This window comes from Flavobacterium rivuli WB 3.3-2 = DSM 21788 (assembly GCF_000378485.1).
GTDB classification, from domain to species: Bacteria; Bacteroidota; Bacteroidia; order Flavobacteriales; family Flavobacteriaceae; genus Flavobacterium; species Flavobacterium rivuli.
Genome location: NZ_KB899966.1, coordinates 103,353 through 123,059 on the forward strand (window position 1 = coordinate 103,353; position 19,707 = coordinate 123,059).

Sequence of the window (19,707 nt, forward strand, 5' to 3'; positions counted from 1 at the left end):
AAATTTGTAATTGTAAGAATAAACCGGATTACAATTTTAAGCTTTTTACAGCTTTTATAGTCTTATCTTTTAAATTATTTATTCTGTGAATGCTAAAATTACTAACGTCCTTTAAATCAAATATTGGAACACCGGGCATGATTTGTACTTTAATATCTGAAAAATCTGCGCCCTTAACATCCTCAAGAATAAATGCAGGACGGTAATCGGGATTTTCAAATTCAAGGGTTATATGGTGCATTGTTATATTGCGCGCATGGCGAATGTAAAATCCGTAAGCAGGAATTTTGCCAAATTCCTGAGGGTCGGGATAAGATGTTTCATTTTCCGGCACTATAACTGCTCCCTGTTGCTTTGTGGCTCCTCCTTTAATTTTTATCATAATATTAGAGAAAACAATATCTTCTACATCATGCCCGGGTATGCCCATAAGCATAGAGCCGTACTGCGGATTTGAAGCCGTAATAATAACATTATCTATAAGTACATGCTTAAGGCTGCCCACCGCCATTTCGGCAGGGCCGCGCATACGCCTGCCAAGCCTAAAAAAGAAAGGGGCATTTAAAATATTATCCATTACAATGTTAGTAACTGTTATATTTTCCAACACTGAACCATCTACAGTTTCTAAAGCAAGGCCGCGGCAATGCTGAAATGTACAGTTTGAAATTGTGATGTTTCTAAAAGCACCATTAGATTCGGTACCCAGTTTTATACGGCCTGTAACCACGCCTTTATCAGGGGCGGCTTTTTGAGTGGTCTTATAAGTACCATCAAGAAAAGTGCCTTCATCATAACCATAAACGGCGCAGTTAGTAATGGTAATATTTTCGGTAGGTGCTGCATAGCCTAAAGCGTAAGATGCTTTAAGTACCAGCGCATCATCGTTTGGGGAATTTAGGGAACAGTCAGAAATTTTTACATGTCTGCAACAGTCTATATCTATAGCATCGCGGTTGGTATCAATTTTAAGATTGTTGATAGCCATATTATCTACACCCGTTGCCAAAATAGCAAAATGCCCACCGTGCAGTACCGTAAAATCACGGAGTATTACATTGCGGCATTTTTTTAGTGCTATGGATTTATTGCCAAGACCGGGAGTGGTTTTACCCCATTTTTGCAGCCCTTTACCATGAATTAATCCGGGACCTAATATAGAAACATTATCAAGATCTTCGCCCCAGATGAGGCTGTTGCGAAAATGGCTGTGCCCAAAATCCTGATACTGCAATGAGTCGCCCCAAATGTTAGGTTCAGGATCATCATATTTACCGTGATGTTCTTCCATATTGGCGGCAATTATGGTTGAACCTGCACTTAGGTATAATGAAATATTACTTTTTAAACGGATGGAGAAACTAAGGTAGTTACCCGCAGGAAAATAAACAGTTCCACCTCCCGACTTAAAAGCAGCATCGATAGTTTTATTTATGGCATCGCTATCTAAATGTAATCCATCACCAAGGGCACCAAAATCTTTTACATTAAAAACATGCTCGCCGTTAGCTTTGTTTTTAATTACCGGCTGGGTTTTTTGGATTGGAGAGCCACTACAAATAATACTGTTTAGCAAGATAATCAGGTACGTAATGGCTTTATTCATAAACTATTAATTTACTTTAGATAACTTAACTACAGTGTTCTTAACCTCTTTACCTGTTTTTAATTTTTCTTTACCGTATGGTGACTTAATAGCTATATTTTTTGAATTAGCGCCCGAGATATCGTAAACAGTTACCTGATTTTCGTTTCCTGTAAAACCATCTACGTCTACGTTTTTTACATTTTTAAGTATCAGTGCAGGGCCCTGTTCTGTAGTGATCTTTATATTTTTAAGCTTTATATTTTCAGATTCTACAATTTCTCCACCTTTATCGGCATGCACCGTGATGTTTTCTATATTAATGTTCTCAATATTTTTTTCGGGCAGGCCATTAAAGAACATTGCCCTTTTTGCGCCGCTGCACACCACATCCTTTATATAGATATTTTTAAAAACAGGCGTTGTTTTATCTACCGCCGGCAATACTGCTACTTTAGGCGTTTGGATACCTTCATCGGATGTTTCTACAGCCGATTTACCACCATAATACAAATCAAAAAGCAGCGGCTCTGTAGATATATCAAACATACTAATATTAGATATATAAATATTTTCTACAACGCCTCCCCTGCCGCGTTTACTTTTAAAACGCAGCCCCACATCTGTTCCTAAAAACTGGCAATTTGTTACTGATATATTTCTTACACCGCCCGACATTTCGCTGCCCACAACAAAACCTCCGTGCCCCCTAAAAACGGTACAGTTATTTACAATTACATTTTCACAGGGAAAGTTGCGTTTCCAGCCGTCTTCGTCTTTACCAGATTTAATGCAGATGCCATCATCTCCGGCATCAAAAGTACTGTTGATGATAAGGGCGTTTTTACACGATTCAAGATCGAGCGCATCGCCATTTTGAGAATATGGCGGGTTACGTGCCTGTATGCCGTCTATAATAATATTTTCGCACATTAACGGATGCAGGTTCCATGCCGGCGAGTTCTGAAAGATGACTCCCTGCAATAAAACATTTTTACAATTCTGAATGCTAACCATTACTGGCCGCAAAAAATCACGTATAGACTCCCATTCTGCATCAGTTTTTAAATTTTTAGGAATGTTCATATCACTTATGGTATCGCCATGTAAAAATTGTGCCGATGGTACCCAGTAATCCTTGCGTTTAAATACACCTCCTTTAGATGTTGCCTCTTTCCACTGCCTGTCGGTTACCTTATCTTTTTTTAATGCCCTCCAGTACTGACCGTTACCATCTATTGCACCTTTGCCTGTTATAGCAATATTTGTTTGCCCTTTAGCCCATATTGGCGACTGGCAGCGGCGGGTATCTAATCCTTCAAAAGAGGTTTCTATAATAGGATACAGGTTTTTATCCGGCGAAAAAAGGATAATGGCCCTGTCTTCCAGGTGCAGGTTAATGTTACTTTTAAGCACTATAGGTCCGGTAAACCAAACCCCCGCAGGCACAATTAATTTGCCGCCACCTTTAGCTGTAAGTGCTTCCATTGCTTTAACAAATGCCTGGGTATTTAGTGTAACCCCATCGCCTGTACCACCGAAATCTTTTATTGAAACTTCGTTATCAGGGAATACCGGAGCCGATATAACCGGCATTTTAAAAGGCAGGTTTTTATATAGATATTCGTAGTCGCTTTTTTGTGCAGATACAGAAAAACTACATAAAGTGGTAATAACGGTTAACAGTAAGATTGCTCTTTTCATCTTTATTTTTTTTATTTTCCTAATTCTAAACATCCCATAATAAACGGACCTGTTGCTTTTGCATCATTATCCCTAATGCGTTCGTTCACATAGTATTCAAAACTCCCGTCGCGGTAAGGAGTACCTCCTAACCCGGCTACAGCACAGCATTTAGTAAGTGTTAAAGTACCATCTGCATTCTTTAATATCAGGTTTTTCATAAGCCCGTCGTATGCTTTTTCAGCAACCTTTTTATATTTGGCATCTATATATCCTTTATTTACTGCCTTGGCATAACCATACATAAACATAGAAGATGCCGAGGCTTCGAGGTAATTGCCCTGTTGCATACCTTTATCTACTACCTGATACCATAAACCTGTTTTATCCTGGTAGTGCGTTAATGCTTCAGATAATTCTTTAATAATACGTATCAGTTCAGGACGTTTAGGATGATCCTGCGGTATATAATCCAGTGTATCTACAAGCGCCATATACCACCAGCCTATGCTCCTTCCCCAAAAATTAGGCGACTGCCCGGTAACCGGATTTGCCCACTTTTGATTTTTGCTCTCATCCCACGCATGGTAATACAAACCTGTTTTGGCATCATACGTATGTTTTGCACACACAAGAAACTGGTTAATAACATCATCTGTCATTTCCGGTTTATTAAAAGTAACCGCATACTGCGCAAGAAAAGGCGAACCCATATATAAACCGTCAAGCCATATTTGGTGCTGGTAAATAAGTTTATGCCAAAAAACGCCCTCATGCGTACGTGGCTGATTTTTCATTTGTTTAACGAGCCTCTCCATTGCAAGTTTATACTTTTCATTACCGGTTTCTTTATAAACATCAAAAAGAACCTTTCCGGAGTTAACATAGTCTATGTTATAGGTTTCTACCTCATACAGGTAAATTTCACCCTTATTATTTATAACAGTATCTGCCCACTTAACAACATAGTCAAGGTATTTACGGTCATTAGTAGCTTTCCACACCTTTAGCATCGCAAGGCAACCCAACCCCTGGGAATAACCAAAATACAAACGCTTGCCATAGTCCAGCTGCCAGGCTTCGGGAAAGCGTTTCATTTCAGAGTCGGCAAACAATTTCGCGGTCTGCTGGGCTTTTACCGCCGGTGTTCCAAGAAGAAATAAGAGTACTATTATAATGTATTTTTTCATCTTTTTTATTCTGATTATTGAACCATAAATTAAACTAAGGCATTGGCTTCATACCCTCCCAAACCACATTCCATGTACCATCTTTAGGAAAGCCGGGGTTTGCAACCTCATTGCCGTCCCAGCCGGCACACATCATACCTACAGCGGCAAGCAGGCCGCCATTACCAGGTAGATATACCCGAAGCCTGTCGTCCTGATAGTTATGCCCATTAATTAAATACGTGTTTGTGCGTTTATCCATTAATAATGCCTCTACAGCTTTATCGGGCTCGCCAAGGCGTGCCGCGCTCATGGCTGCCATGGGGTAATCCCAACCCCAGGTTTCATCCCAGTTCCATTTATCCCAAATCCAGTCGAAGGTATTTTTCATTATTTCCGGCTTTACAAGCCTGCTTTGTGGCAGGATGCCCACCGCTCCAAGTACAGCAGGATGATCTGATGTAAAGCGTACATCGGTATAAGTATTTACAGCATCTTCAGATGCAAGGTATAAACCGTCTTTGGCTGTAAGCGGCGACAGTTTAGCAATTAGGTCGTCCCATTCCGGTTTGCGTTTTTGCCCCATACGTTCCCTCCATTTTTGTGCCACCTGCATGGCGTAGTGCCAGTAAGAAAGCTCAAAGGGCGGGTTTACCGTTTCCGAAGCCCTCAGTGTTTCCTGTGCGGCAATAATACCTTTTAAAACATAGCGGTTTTTAGCTTGGTCGTAGGTTGCAAAAGATGCCATGAATTCTGCAGTTTCCTGCACAAGGAGATTATATTTTTCCAATACTTTTTTATCAGGGTTGTTCCTGTATATAAGTTCTGACATGTAAATGAAATGCGGCTGTTGCCAGATAAGGAACGACCCTACCCCGGACGGTGCTTCCTGCGCGGTAGGATCGGTCATTTTCATCCATCGAATGCCTTTAAACTTTTGTCTTTCGGCAATTTGCTTAGCTACAGGATAAGCCTTGGCATACCAGTCCATACTGCGTTCCAGTAAATCGGTGCGGTTCCATAATGCAAAATGCGCAGCGTGCCACCAGTGCATTTCTAAGTGAAATTTACCAAACCAACTGTTATAGGTAAGCCCGGTTTCCTGCGGGGGATATTTTCCTGCCGACTGTATGGCCATTAAATATTGCGACAGGATAACACGGCGCTCTAACTCTTTTGCCCTTACATCTGTACATTTAGAAAAATCTACAGCCGCACCTTTTTGCCAGAAATCATTCCAGTATGCCGAAGAAATCGCGTATACTTTATTTACATTTTCTGATAATTTAGCAGGCTTATTTTGTGTAAACTCACACACAAAAGAAAATTCATTTCCCTGCGGGGTTACTATAAAATAGTGTGGTTCTTTTTGAGATAAAACGGCTTTGCCTTCGTACCTTACAGACACATAATATACAGTAGTATCAAGAGTTCTCTTAAGAACAAATGAATGTTCATCCTGAGATACTATTTCGGTTTTATGCTTTAATGGCGACGACCAGTCGGTAGCATCATCGGTATGTTTGCCTGACGGGTATGGAAAACGGAAATTTACCTTTATTTGCTTTTTGCCCAACAAAGCCGATTTAAGCGTAACTGCCAGCTGGTCTTTATAGGCACTTACAGCGGTTTTAGCAGTAATCTTTGTACCCTCAAGACTGTAGTTACTCTCTATAAAACCGTTCCATAGGTCAAGCTTCTGGTCAATGTTAGTAATGTCTTCCGGTTTTACAGCAGCGCCGTCTTTCTTAGACATTTCGAGACCAATATATCCTAAATGCAGTCTGTGTTCGTTTGCCCTTAAATATTCGGAAGCATCATGCTGCCTGCCCGGCTCTTTTATCTGAACGGAATATGGCTCTTCCCACCCCCTGAAATTGTAATTTTTAAGTGCTTCTTCAGGTTTAAAATTTTCTGTATTAGGAAAACTATGCCAGCCCCATTGCGACTGGGTGCCCAGTGGTACACCAGTGCTGTACACATCAGGAAATGTCTGTAATCCGGTAGCGTCAACCGTATATGCAAAATTGCCGTTCCCTACAGATAGCGACGATAATTTATCAACCTGTTTTACATGCGGGCTGTTTCTCTCTACGAGCGCATGCCTGTCTATCTTTGCCTTTTGCGCAGCGCATGATAATGAGAATAGAGCCAACAGACTTAAAACTAATTTTTTAATAATCATAGTATAGTATTTATAGCATTTTACGTCAGATAAAAACTGATTATCTTTGTAGTGCTATGGGTTGATTGTTACATTTTTAAGGATTACATTTTTAATACTCTTTGTATTGTCCTGCAGGCCCTTATCTGTTTTTAAAGTAATGTTATCAAAAACGAAATCCTTAAGCTGGTATTTGTCAGATTCAGTTATATCAAAACCCTGCCTGCATTCCAGTTTAATATTTTTCATGGTTATGTTTTGAGCATAAGACATTAACGGCTCTGTTCTGCCTTTTAAATCAAAAAACTGTTTCCACGGCGCAATGCTTATTAAACTTCCGGCATCGCCACTAAGGTCTTCAACAAGAATATACTCATAAAGCTGCGGGGTATCGGGGCGCATTTTTAAATGAAGTGTTTTTTGTGCTTCGTGTAATTTGCATCGCCTGAATATTATATTGTAGTTATGTACAGATTCGCTGCCACACGTTAGCGCGCTGTGGCAAAAGCCATACTCATTATCTTCAATTATTATATTTCGGTTCTCGCCATTGGTTTCGTCTTTATCTGCAAATGGGCCCTTACCGCCTTTTAGTGCAATGGCATCATCATTTACCGACATGTAGCAGTTTTTTACCAATACATTTTTACAGGCGTCTAAATCTATAGCATCAGTACTTGGCGCCTTTACAGGTGTTTTAGGCGATGTAATGCGCAGGTTAAGCAGCTTTACATTTTCACACTTATAGTAATGGGTAGTCCAGAAAGGGGAGTCTTTTAAATGCAAGCCGGAAACCTGTACATTTTTACTGTTTGATATAAATATAAGGCGTGGACGCATCTCATCCATATTAGTGCATTTAGGATTCCAGTCGCGGCGCAGCCAAAAGGCTTTCCAGTACCTTAAACCGTTACCGTTTATGGTTCCTTTGCCCGATATGGTAAAACCATCTACACCATCGGCATTTACAAGTGCCGGGAAATACTTAACCGACTGGCCTTCTATGCGGGTCATTACAACAGGAAAATCGCTAATATCGTCACTGCCCTTAAGCACGCCACCCTGCTCTACATATAAATGTGTACCCTGTTTAAAAAAAAGTGAGCCCGTAAGATAAGTACCTTTAGGAACAATAATAACCCCGCCACCAGACTGTGCAGCTTTGTCTATTACAGCCTGTATGTTTTGTGTTTGTACAAGTGTACTGTCATTACCTACAGAGTAATCTGTTATTTTATATTGCCTGCCAAGTTTATTAATATTAGTTGGTTCACTTTTTTTAAACCAGTCGGGTATTCGTGTCCCATCTGGAAATTTATCCTGTGAGAAAACGGTAGTTGGAATTATAAATAGCAGAAACAAAATTTTAATAAAAAATCGTTTACAGATGTATTTCATAATAAGGGTTATTATAACTATAAGTTGTAAATTTATCCTTTAAGAAAACAAACTGTATCCTGCCTTATCCTGAAAAAATTAAATTAGTAACAATTTTATTTGATTTTAAATACAATATATTTAATAACTGAATAAGCTACATCGTGTGAGGACTTATTTACCAATATGTATATTTATTTAAGCTGTGTTTTTATCCAGTCTAATATTACTCTCCTTGTGTTGTCTGATACCCAATGCTCAGTAACGGGTGTAATAAGAGATTTTTTTTCGGATTTGATAACATTATACGTAATGTAGCTTGTAGTGGGCGGGCAAACATTATCGTTATAACCAAAAGTCATAAACACAGGTACCTTAATGAGCTTAGCAAAATTTACAGCATCAAAATACTGTAATGTTTTAATAATTTCGGGTTTATCCATATTTTTATATTCAGTAAAAAGGTGTGGGTAGCCCCCTGCCCTGTTGTCAAGATATCCTGCCATATCGCAAAGTGCAGGGTGTGTAGCGGCACAGGCAGTAATCCTGTTATCTAATGCTGTAGTTACTAATACTAATGCGCCACCCTGGCTTGTACCCTGCGCAATTAAATTTTTACCGTCCCATTGTGGCAATGTAGTAAGATAATCTATGGCTCGAATGCAGGACAGATATACTTTTTTCATGTAATACCTATCCTTATCTTCAATACCATTTATGAGGTAACTGTTATCTCCTCCGCCAAATGACCTGCTGATTTCTTTATACGTTTTAGCATCAAGGTCTGGCCGTATGCCGTGAATTTCCATATCAAAACGTATCACGCCATTTTCGGCATAAAAAGTATGCGTTAAAGGGTCCATAGGTTTTATGCCTGCACCGGGAGGTGAAAATACCACCGGATATTTACCCTCTTTTTTGGGCAGGGTTAAATAGCCATATACATTGTAGCCTTCTTTATACGCCTGGATTTTAACAAGGTAGCAATCTACTTTGTCGGTGCAGTACTCTGGTGCTAATATTTTTTCTATTTTTATCGGGCATAGTGCGGCTTCTGCTTTGGCTTTATCCCAAAATGAAGTAAAATCAGTTGGAAACTGAGTGTAAGGCTTTAATTTCTCGGGCTCAAACCCAACTTTAATGTGGTGCGAATATGTTTTATCATTAATTTCTGCCTTAAACCTGCAATCTAAAAATCCCGGTTTTTTTAATGTTCCCACGGTAAGCTCTGCTTTACCGTTTGCTAATTTAACCTTGCCTTCTCTTTCGGCTTTCATTAGTTCAGGGCCTATGCTGTAGCTTATTTCAATATCTTTTTGCAAAACACCATACAGGTATAATTCTATAGTTATTTTAGCCTGCTCATTTACTTTATAAAGCCAGTTATTATGGCTGGGATTAGTTACCCATTCTACATCGCTATGATAGGGTTCGTTTTGAGATTGCATGGTATAAGTGCTAAACTGCAAAATGCATAACAGTATAATTTTATTCATAAAATCTTATTTACCTGTATATTAGTATTAAAATTTAAGATCGTTCTTTTAAGTAATCATTACCCAGTTATACTATTGAATTCAAATTGACTTTCTTCAATTGGCTGCAAAATGATCTTTTCGCTCTATATTTTACCTCTTTTATTATTCCGTAGCGCTGCTATGCAATGCAGAAAAGCCAAAATCTGAAACAAAAATCTCTATTTTTCGCTTCAATCAAAAAAGTCAGGACGGGTTCATTGCTTAACTATTTTTTATGCAAATTGCGAACTATTTATGCAGGTTATATTCCCATACTTTCTACCCCCCGACGACAGCCCTATATCTACATTATTGAATTATAGTAAATGTAATCATCATGGTGGCAATAAATAAAGAAATAAGACCCGATAGAAAAACTACATCGGCAACACGCTCATAAGCCGGGCTCGATGGTTTATTACTGCGCATAGACAGGTAAGACAGTATACTGCTTACCATAAACAGCATAATTGCTATTGCCGTACACTCATCTATATAAGATGCCTCTTTATAATTATTTACCTTTAGTGATGTTAATACCACAAAACACAGCCCCACCAGTGTTGATGAGGCTGAAAGTATATGTGGAAAATTATTGTTATTGTTAGCAGACATAATTTATGCCTTTACCCAGTCCATAACTTCAGGATCTGTAACAAGGGTTTTAGGGCTTATTACTTTTACAAGCTCCCCCTTTTCATTAATTAGGTATTTCTGGAAATTCCATTGTACCTCGCTGTCTTCAAGTCCGTTTTTACTTTTTTGGGTCAGGAATTTATAAACCGGCGACATATCTTCTCCTTTTACAGATACCTTATCCATCATAGGGAAAGATACTCCATAATTTTTCTGACAAAATGCAGCAATATCTTCTTTAGTTCCCGGTTCCTGCTCAGCAAAATTATTAGCAGGGAAACCCACTATTACAAGGCCCTTATCTTTGTATTGTTCATACAATGCTTCAAGGTCTTTATATTGAGGTGTTAGTCCGCATTTAGATGCTGTATTTACCACAATAACCTTTTTGCCTTTAAGCGATGCAAAATCAAAGGTATTACCGTAAAGATCCTGAACTTTAAACTGGTATATATTTTCTGCTGCCATAGTTTTTGTTTTACTTTTTGCTGTATTGGTTTTGGCTGTTTGTGCCTGGTTTTGGCAACTAACCAACATTAAAAGCCCACAGGCAAGTATCGCGAATTTTTTCATTTGTTTTATTTTTATATAAATGTACAAAAATTACTTTTTTAAATGCTTTCGATATTGCATTAATGCAAAACCGCCCAGTATACATACACCCAGTGCCATATAAAAGAAATACATTGGTGTACGTAACTCTCCGCTGGCGTAACTGTGTAATCCGGTAAGGTAAAAATTTACCCCAAAATACGTCATTAATATAGATGCATAGGCAAGTACACTAAAAAAGTTATAGATCCAGGTACCTCTAAGCGACGGTACAAAACGCATGTGTATTACAAAAGCATAGACCATAATACTTACCAATGCCCATGTTTCTTTAGGGTCCCATCCCCAGTAACGACCCCAGCTCTCGTTAGCCCACTGCCCACCTAAAAAGTTACCTATAGACAACATAACAAGCCCTACGGTAAGTGCCATTTCGTTAATATAAGTAAGCTCTTTAATGGTAAGGTCCATTTTTATTTTGTTGTTTTTATTGGTAAATAACATAAGTATTAATGCTACAAGCCCCAATATCATGCCCAGTGTAAGCGGGCCATAACTACCTACAATTACTGCAACGTGAATCATTAACCAGTAAGAATTTAGTACCGGTACAAGATTAGCGATTTCAGGATCGGTCCAGTTCCAGTGAGCAACAGTAAGTACTATAGCTGCAACAAGTGCAGTAGATGCAACCGTAAGTTGTGACTTGCGGCCAAAGGCGAGACCGAAAAACATGGTTGCCCATCCAACATAAATAACCGACTCATAAGCATTACTCCACGGGGCATGACCTGATACATACCAGCGAACAGCCAGCCAAAGTGTATGCAGTGCAAATAAAACTATAATTAAACCATGAAAAAATGTAACGCCATACCTTACTGTCTTACGGCTGTTAAATAGCTTAATAATAGTAAACAGGAACATGAATATACCTGCCATTGCATACCATGAATACAATTTTTTAAACAGGTCGTACTTATTGTAATACAGCTCGGCATTAATCTTATCGTCTGATGGCATAACGGCAGCTCCTGCTTTCTTTTGGTATTTAGAAAGCCCATCCAGTATACTTTCTGCTGTGCTGTAATCTTTGGTTTGAGTTGCTTTGCCTAAAGCACCAAAGTAAAAAGGAACAATATTTCTTATTGTATCAAGACCTTTAATACTGCCTTCAGCAGCCTCCGGGTATGATACCCATTTGTTGCCTTTATCGTTAGGAATAGGTAATACTTTTAATATTTGGCCTGATATGGCCCAGTTAAGCAGGTTTATCTTTTTATCTATATCTATAAAATCTTTCTGGAACTGATTGGGTTCTTTTTCTTTATATGCATCCTGCAATAAAGGAGCCAATTTATAATTACCTACATTATCAAAAAAGTCGGACATTGCTGCATACTTAACTTTGCTTTCCAAACCTGCAATTTTACGAATACTGTCGTTTCCTCTTTTTAGGGCAATAATAGGCACATCATACCATATCTCGCCAAGCATGGACATAGATAATAATGCCTGATCTGCATTTAGTTTATTATAAGTATCCTTCTCGCTCACTTTACGCAACAACTCAGATGCAAAAGTATTTGCAGGCTTCATCCTTCCGCCGAAATCCTGAATAACTATACGGCTGAATTTTGCAGCATGTTCATCGCTAACTTTGTACTTATTTATAACACTGTCAAGCTGCGCCTGTGTAGGTTTTACGCGTTCATGAGCATGTTGGTCAGTAGCAGCAGTATGATTATGAACTTCTGCCGCTTCGTGTTTGTGGCCATCTCCTTCTGTGTGCACATGTCCATCTCCTTCGGTATGCACATGTTCCTGAGAAAATCCTGCAAGGCTTATCATTAACAACATAATTGTTAAAGCAGCTTTCTTGGCATTCACTTTATCAAGCTTCCTTTTAAGGTCGCCAAAACGAGTGTTTTTATCATCAAAAAGTATTGCCATAAGGCCAATATATAAAAGGAAATAACCTAAATAAGATATCCATGTACCCCAAAAATCATGGCTTACAGATAGTCTTGTACCCAACTCGTCCGGGTCATAGCTCGCCTGGAAAAAACGATAGCCTCTGTAATCTAAAACATTATTCATAAATATCCTCACATCTTCTGTATGGTTCTTTTCTTTGTCAATTATAGTTACCTTACTTTCAAAAGAAGCGTAGCTATTTTCTGTACCTGGATATTTCTCGGCAATAAAATCATTAAGTTTAATTGCAAAAGGTAATTCATACGTTTTGCTGCCATACATAATAGTATATTCAAGCTTGCCTTGTTTAAATGAGACAGGAATTCCTATTTTTTGCCTTCCGCCCAGTAGTGTAATTTCTTTTTCTTTACCTTCAGATTTTACCACAACAGTAAGCGCAGCATCCTCTTTGGTTTTGTAATCGTTGTTAGACTGGTAAGCCACTTTACCTTTTATGGCATGATCCGGAATTACAAACATTGCCCCTTCAAGGTTATATAAAGAGCGAAACATTAATGGTTGCACAGAATCTTTAGCTACGGGCCCCTGAAACTTATCAATCATTCGCATAAAGTTTCCGCTAAAAGGGGTTTGAACGGTGTAGTCTTCGCCTTTTTTTATGATATTTACTGCACCCTGTGTTTGCTTGTTAAAGGCAAAAAGTATGTTGTTTATGCTTTGCACTTCACCTTCTTTAAGGTAATGGTCGTGGCGAACACCTGCACCCTGCTCTACCAGTTTAAGATATTGTGTACCGTTAGGGTCTTGTGTAATAACCTCTTTTGCACCAAGTGTAAACTTTTTATATTCTATCTCAAAAGGGATATTATTAAATTCGTTAGAGATGCTAAAGTAATTACTGGCTATAAACGGAACTTCTTTAGATGTAAAAAGCAAAGGCTGCTCAAAAGTACGGCGTTGCATAGAACCCTGATATTCTCCATCTACCATTACGGTAAGATAAGGTTTATCGCTGTAAAAACGGCTTTCGGTAGCATTTTCCCTAATGGGCATCATACCTTCAAAACTTATGTAACGGGTTACAAAAGCACCTATAATAATAAATATGAACGAAAGGTGCAGCAACAGCGTGGCCCACTTTTCTTTTTTATTTAACTGGTAGCGTTTAATATTACCTATAAAATTGATTACAAACAATAACATTATGGCTTCAAACCATTTGGCATTGTATATAAAAACACGGGCAGTCTCTGTATTGTAAGCATCCTCTATAAATGTGCCAATGCCCATAGAGGCTGCAAAAACAAGGAACAAAATGGCCATTAAACGCGTGGAGGAAAAGAAGGAAATTATTTTATCCATGGGTATACGGAAAGGTTCTTTAAAAGTTAGTGCAAAAATACTCAAAACTTCAGTTTTAGCCTTATAATATATATTAAAATTACACAAATGGTAAATTTCATTACGTCTAAATGACTGCTAACACAAACCACTTAGATAAAATATTTTTGTAAGAAATGATTAGCCGGAGACTTAAATAGCAAAAAAAATACTGTTTTTAACTAAACTCAATTATATTTGCTTTAACAATTACCAACCCTATTATTAAATTATGACCATTAAATTAATTACGGCATCGCTGCTACTTATCCCCGCGCTCTCCTACTGCCAGACCGAAGCAACCACTAAAGATGGCAAAAAAGTTATTTTAAATAAAGATATGACCTGGACTTATGCTGATTGCAGTGCCCTGACCGAAACTAAAACCTATGCAGGCGGTAAGGTAATGACATCATCCAAAGAAAATTTTAGGGTTTCTGCCGATGGCAAAAACGGAATTGACATATCTATTTTAAAAGGTACAGGCACAATTATTTTTAACTTCGCCTCTATAAACCAGGATGTTAAATGCGTTAATAAAGATGCAGCGGGAACAATAGAGTTTACTGATGGCTCTAAAGTTGACATTAAACACATGAGTGACTTAAATTGTAAGGGCAATTTTAGCTGCTTTTTCGGATTGGCCGTAGGCACCGAAACAGAGGCTAAAGCGGTACAGGATAAAAAAATAAAAAGGATAAGCCTGGAGTATACTAAAAAAGAAAATAATACTTTCGTAAAGTATACCGAAGATTTCAATGTTGCCGCAGCACAGGCAGACAGAATCTTAAAAACAATACAATGCCTGTCTAATTAATAACTGATATTAGTTAATGAAAATACATAAAATACTATTGCTTACAGGCCTTATAGGCTTTGCATCTCTTGCCCAGGAAATTACTCCTAACAACCAGTCTAAATTTGATGATGTTACTTATCGCCGTAGTAACGTTTACAGGTCGGCGTCCGGTAAACCCGGGCCGCAATATTGGCAAAACAGCGCCAGCTATGCTATAGAAGCAGAGCTTGATGATAAAGCCAATACGCTAAAGGGCAAAGTTACCATGACCTATGTTAACAACAGCCCTGAAGACCTTAATTATATATGGATGTATGTAGAGCAAAACCGCTTTACACCCGAATCGCGCGGTACGCTAACTACTCCGTTACAAGGAAATCGATACTCCGGCGATATAGATGGCGGTGTCTCAATAACAAACCTTAGCGCCAAAACTAAAGGAGATGCGTCAACAAAATTCCTGATTACAGATACCCGTATGCAGGTGTTTTTTAACGAGCCACTTAAAGCCAAAGGAGGCAAGGCTACTGTAAGTATGAACTTTGAATTTAAAATTCCGGAAGCGGGTATGGACCGTATGGGTATGCTTGCTACAGAAAAAGGCACCACTTACTCTATAGCGCAATGGTACCCGCGTGTTGCTGTATTTGACGATGTAGTAGGTTGGAATACTGAGCCTTACCTTGGCGCAGGAGAATTTTATGTTGAGTATGGCAACTTTGATTATAAAATTACCGTTCCTTATGAGCATATTGTTGTAGGATCTGGCGAGTTAGTTAATGCTAAAGAAGTGCTTACCGCAGAACAGTTAAAACGTTGGGAACAGGCTAAAAATAGCGATAAAACCGTTTATCTTATATCGCCTGCCGAGGCTGGAAATGCTGCCGTTACCCGCGCTGCAAAAAGTGGTAAGGTAACATGGCATTTTAAAATGACCAACACACGCGATGTAGCTTTTGCATCAGCCAAAAATTTTATATGGGATGCCGCAAAGATAAACCTGCCAAGTGGTAAAAAAGCACTGGCGCAATCTGTTTATACTGCCGAGAGTGACGGCCCTCAGGCATGGACACGCTCTACTGAGTTTACTAAAGCATCTATAGAGAATTACTCTAAAATGTGGTTTGAATATCCTTACCCAAATGCTGTAAACGTAGCATCTAATGCCGGTGGTATGGAATATCCGGGCGTATCATTTTGCCATGCCAGCAGCACCGGCGCCGATCTTTGGGATGTGACCGATCATGAATTTGGACACAATTGGTTCCCCATGATAGTAGGTTCTAACGAGCGCCGCTACCCATGGATGGATGAAGGCTTTAATACGTTTATAAACTACTACAGTGCCGTTGCTTTTAACAATAACGAATTTCCCAGCGATGTGGCTAAAAGCCGCAGCAGGGTGCCATGGCTAAAATCTAAATACAGGGAAAGTATTGCTACCTACCCGGATGTTGCAAGGCCAATGAATCTTGGTTTTACCGCATATTACAAACCTGCAACAGGACTTATTATGCTTCGTGAATATATATTAGGACATGAACGTTTTGATAATGCTTTTAAAGCTTACATAAAAACATGGGCTTTTAAACATCCGCAACCTACAGATTTTTTTAACGCTATGGATAATGGTGCCGGCGAAAACCTTAATTGGTTCTGGAAAGGCTGGTTTGTAGATAATGATAATATAGATCTTGGAGTAACTAAAGTTACAGAGAATAAAGACAATACAATTATTACTTTTACTAATAAAGGCGATATGCCTGCCCCAGTGGTATTTAAGGTTACGTTTACTGATAATACAAGTGAGGTAAAGACCCTGCCTGTAGAGATATGGCAGCGCGGCAACGAGTGGGATTACCTGCTTCGTACTCCTAAAAAAGTTAAAACTGTTGATATAGATCCGGGACGCTTTATTCCTGATGTTAATATTAACGACAACTCCTGGATTAAAGAATAATCCCGGTGCAATAAAAGTTTAAAAGGATGGTTTTCTTAAAGAAAGCCATCCTTTTTTATTTGCAGATAATAATTATGGTTATTAGTAAAATTTGCGCTTGTAAACTTTAATTTTTATAATTTAGCCACCATGTTACAAGTAGTTATTATAGGATCGGGCAATGTAGCGCAACACCTTATTAAAGCATTTGCAACCACGTTGCAAGTACAACTGGTGCAGGCTTTCGCACGTCATCCCGAAAATCTGTCACACCTTTTACCTCAGGAAAAAATCACAAATTCGTTTGATGACATCGCAGAGGCTGATGTTTATATTATAGCCGTATCTGACGATTCTATAACTGAAGTGTCATCGCAGTTGCCTGTAAAAGGAAAGCTTGTAGTACATACATCGGGCAGTGCAGGGCTCGACCAGCTTGATGCTAAAAACCGCCGCGGTGTATTTTACCCGCTACAGACTTTCACTAAAAATAAATCGGTCGATTTTTCTTTAGTACCCATTTGTCTGGAAAGTGAGCATAAGGAAGATTACCGGCTGCTTGAAACTTTAGGTTATGCGCTCGCAAACAGTGTTTACAGGATAGATTCGGCACAGCGGCAGGCACTGCACGTGGCAGCAGTATTTGTAAGCAATTTTACAAATCATTTATACGGTATTGGCAGCACGGTATGCAAAGAAAACCACATACCGTTTGATATTTTAAAACCGCTGATTAAAGAAACGGCCAGTAAAATAACTACCCTGACACCACTGCAGGCACAAACAGGACCTGCCATACGCAACGATAAAAAAACCCTGCAAAGGCACCTCGCCTTTTTGCAGAACACTAACCAGAAAGAAATTTATACCCTCTTAACCCAATCTATACAAAAGGCAAATGAGCAAAAGTTATAAAGAGATAATGAACGATATTACCACATTTATATTTGATGTGGATGGCGTATTGACTGATGGCAACATACACATTGCCCCTAATGGCGAAATGCTGCGTAACATGAATATAAGGGATGGCTATGCCATGAAAGCCGCTGTAGAAAATGGATATACTGTGTGTATCATTTCGGGCGGGCTTAATGAGGGTGTGCGTATCCGCCTGCGCAACCTGGGCATAACCGATATTTACCTGGGTGTGCCTAACAAGGTTGAAACTTTTGACGAGTTTACCGATATTTATAAGATTAAACCGGAACAGGTATTATATATGGGCGACGACATTCCTGATTATCATGTTATGAAACTCGTAGGGCTACCTACCTGCCCGCAGGACGCCGCACCCGAAATTAAGGAGATAAGCAAATACATATCGCACAAAAATGGCGGTACAGGCTGTGTACGCGATGTTATTGAGCAGGTAATGAAGGTGCAGGGAAAATGGATGGAGCATTTTAATGCGAGATACGACTAAGAAAGATTTTAGAGAATAAATATTAGGCTTTTAGAAATTATCCTAAAAAAGAGATAGTAATCAGAATGAAATTAGTAAGATTATACAGCCTGCAAAATGTACTATTGCTGGCTATTGGTATGTTAGCTTTTAAATATGGTTTCCTGGACAGGCAGCCTGTTGTGCTGGCACTTAACAACTGGCAGTATATTGTTATGGTATTAGCTTGCTGCTTTATTGCTGCAGGCGGTTTCTATATAAATAATACAGCCGGGGTTGGTAAAGAAAACAATACCGAAATTAGCGAAGCTAAAATTTACAACATTTACATTGCCCTTACACTTATAGGTGTGGGCTTAGGGTATTACATTGCAAATTTTGTAGGCAGGCCTATGCATTCGGGTATATTTGTCGTGGGTGCGGCTACGCTGTATATTTATGCCACGAGCCTAAAGCAAACAGTTTTAGTGAGCAATATTGTTATTGCATTACTAATGGCGTTACCGCTTATTGCTATAGGTATTTTTACAATGTATCCGGTGCTTAATGCCGAGAACAAGCTTTTACTGGCAACACTGTTAGACCTTATGCTGGATTATGCCTTATTTATATTTGTAATTGGGCTTCTGATTACATTTATTAACGACCTCTCAAATGCCGATACTGATTACAATAATGGCATCACAACATTACCTATAACCCTTGGCAGGGCACGTACCCAAAAAATTGTTTTAGTATTTGCTTTATTACCTGTGGGTATGCTGCTCTATTACGGCAACGCCTATATAAAAGAGCTTCTTTTTGCGTTGGGCTACGGACTGGTATTTATATTGGCTCCTATGATTTACTTCCTTATAAAATTATGGAACGCCAAAACACCTAAAGATTTTCAGCATTTAGAAATGGTGCTTAAAATAGTATTGTTATTTACAGTGCTGTCTGTAGCAGTAGTAACCTTTAATATACAGTACAATGCTAAAGGATAAATTAAAAAACTATAAGCTCATTTTAGCATCAGGATCGCCACGCAGGCAGCAGTTTATGCGCGATCTTGATGTAGATTTCGAAGTTCGTCTTAAAGATGTGGAGGAAATTTATCCGGACCATTTACAGGGTGCCGAAATAACTGATTTCCTTGCCATACTTAAAGCAAAAGCACTTGAAAATCTTACGGATAATGAAATTGTAATTACCAGCGATACTATTGTTTGGCATGAAAATAAAGCGTTAGGCAAACCCAAAGATTATAATGATGCCTTTGCGATATTACGTTCGCTATCGGGTAAGACACATGAGGTAATAACATCTGTATGTATAAAGAATGCGGGGAACAGTGATGTGTTTAATGAAACAACAAGGGTTACTTTTAATACTTTATCAGACGAAGAAATAACGTATTACCTTGATAACTATAAACCATTTGACAAAGCCGGCGCTTATGGCATACAGGAATGGATAGGCCTTGTAGCTATTGCACGCATAGAAGGTTCTTATGCAAATGTTGTTGGGCTGCCGGTTGATAAAGTTTACCAATATTTGTGTAAATTTACCGAAAAGGAATAA

15 protein-coding genes are annotated in these 19,707 nt (G+C 38.8%); 6 read left to right on the forward strand and 9 right to left on the reverse strand.

The features are described from left to right. Nucleotides 1-28: 28 nt before the first annotated feature. From F565_RS0100465 to F565_RS0100505, 9 genes are all read right to left on the reverse strand, one after another. Nucleotides 29-1,606: a rhamnogalacturonidase gene (locus tag F565_RS0100465; RefSeq protein WP_020211214.1), complete on the reverse strand. Its 1,578-nt coding sequence runs from the start codon at nucleotides 1,604-1,606 to the stop codon at nucleotides 29-31. 6 nt (nucleotides 1,607-1,612) lie between these two features. Further along, entirely contained in the window at nucleotides 1,613-3,289 is a 1,677-nt protein-coding gene (locus F565_RS0100470; protein WP_035642327.1) for a glycoside hydrolase family 28 protein, read from the reverse strand. 11 nt (nucleotides 3,290-3,300) lie between these two features. Continuing rightward, nucleotides 3,301-4,458 (reverse strand): glycoside hydrolase family 88/105 protein, encoded by a 1,158-nt coding sequence (locus F565_RS0100475; RefSeq protein WP_020211216.1) that lies wholly within the window; start codon nucleotides 4,456-4,458, stop codon nucleotides 3,301-3,303. A 34-nt stretch (nucleotides 4,459-4,492) separates the two neighbouring features. Then, nucleotides 4,493-6,622 carry a hypothetical protein gene (locus F565_RS0100480; RefSeq protein WP_020211217.1) on the reverse strand — a complete coding sequence of 710 codons (2,130 nt, stop codon included), beginning with the start codon at nucleotides 6,620-6,622 and terminating at the stop codon, nucleotides 4,493-4,495. A 54-nt stretch (nucleotides 6,623-6,676) separates the two neighbouring features. Continuing rightward, nucleotides 6,677-7,999 carry a rhamnogalacturonidase gene (locus F565_RS0100485; protein ID WP_020211218.1) on the reverse strand — a complete coding sequence of 441 codons (1,323 nt, stop codon included), beginning with the start codon at nucleotides 7,997-7,999 and terminating at the stop codon, nucleotides 6,677-6,679. 173 nt (nucleotides 8,000-8,172) lie between these two features. Next, complete coding sequence (locus F565_RS0100490) at nucleotides 8,173-9,474, reverse strand: acetylxylan esterase (RefSeq protein ID WP_026299795.1); 1,302 nt, start codon at nucleotides 9,472-9,474, stop codon at nucleotides 8,173-8,175. A gap of 330 nt (nucleotides 9,475-9,804) precedes the next feature. Beyond that, entirely contained in the window at nucleotides 9,805-10,110 is a 306-nt protein-coding gene (locus F565_RS0100495; RefSeq protein ID WP_020211220.1) for a hypothetical protein, read from the reverse strand. A 3-nt stretch (nucleotides 10,111-10,113) separates the two neighbouring features. Further along, complete coding sequence (locus F565_RS0100500; RefSeq protein ID WP_020211221.1) at nucleotides 10,114-10,704, reverse strand: glutathione peroxidase; 591 nt, start codon at nucleotides 10,702-10,704, stop codon at nucleotides 10,114-10,116. 30 nt (nucleotides 10,705-10,734) lie between these two features. Then, nucleotides 10,735-13,983, reverse strand: coding sequence for a cytochrome c biogenesis protein (locus F565_RS0100505; RefSeq protein ID WP_026299796.1), 3,249 nt, complete (start codon nucleotides 13,981-13,983; stop codon nucleotides 10,735-10,737). A gap of 250 nt (nucleotides 13,984-14,233) precedes the next feature. Here F565_RS0100505 and F565_RS0100510 point away from each other — a divergent pair, with 250 nt between their 5' ends. From F565_RS0100510 to F565_RS0100535, 6 genes are all read left to right on the forward strand, one after another. Beyond that, nucleotides 14,234-14,818 carry a hypothetical protein gene (locus tag F565_RS0100510; protein WP_020211224.1) on the forward strand — a complete coding sequence of 195 codons (585 nt, stop codon included), beginning with the start codon at nucleotides 14,234-14,236 and terminating at the stop codon, nucleotides 14,816-14,818. 16 nt (nucleotides 14,819-14,834) lie between these two features. Next, nucleotides 14,835-16,760 (forward strand): M1 family metallopeptidase, encoded by a 1,926-nt coding sequence (locus F565_RS0100515; protein ID WP_020211225.1) that lies wholly within the window; start codon nucleotides 14,835-14,837, stop codon nucleotides 16,758-16,760. Between the two features lie 129 nt (nucleotides 16,761-16,889). Continuing rightward, entirely contained in the window at nucleotides 16,890-17,654 is a 765-nt protein-coding gene (locus tag F565_RS0100520) for a Rossmann-like and DUF2520 domain-containing protein (RefSeq protein ID WP_020211226.1), read from the forward strand. Further along, the gene (locus F565_RS0100525) at nucleotides 17,638-18,165 is read left to right on the forward strand and encodes a KdsC family phosphatase (RefSeq protein ID WP_020211227.1); all 528 of its coding nucleotides are present in this window, start codon (nucleotides 17,638-17,640) and stop codon (nucleotides 18,163-18,165) included. Before F565_RS0100520 ends, F565_RS0100525 begins: the two co-directional genes overlap by 17 nt. Nucleotides 18,166-18,230: 65 nt before the next feature. Then, a complete protein-coding gene (locus F565_RS0100530) occupies nucleotides 18,231-19,130 on the forward strand; it encodes a UbiA prenyltransferase family protein (protein WP_020211228.1) in 900 nt (299 codons plus the stop codon). Further along, entirely contained in the window at nucleotides 19,117-19,707 is a 591-nt protein-coding gene (locus F565_RS0100535) for a Maf-like protein (RefSeq protein WP_020211229.1), read from the forward strand. The genes F565_RS0100530 and F565_RS0100535 overlap by 14 nt, the downstream gene beginning before the upstream one ends.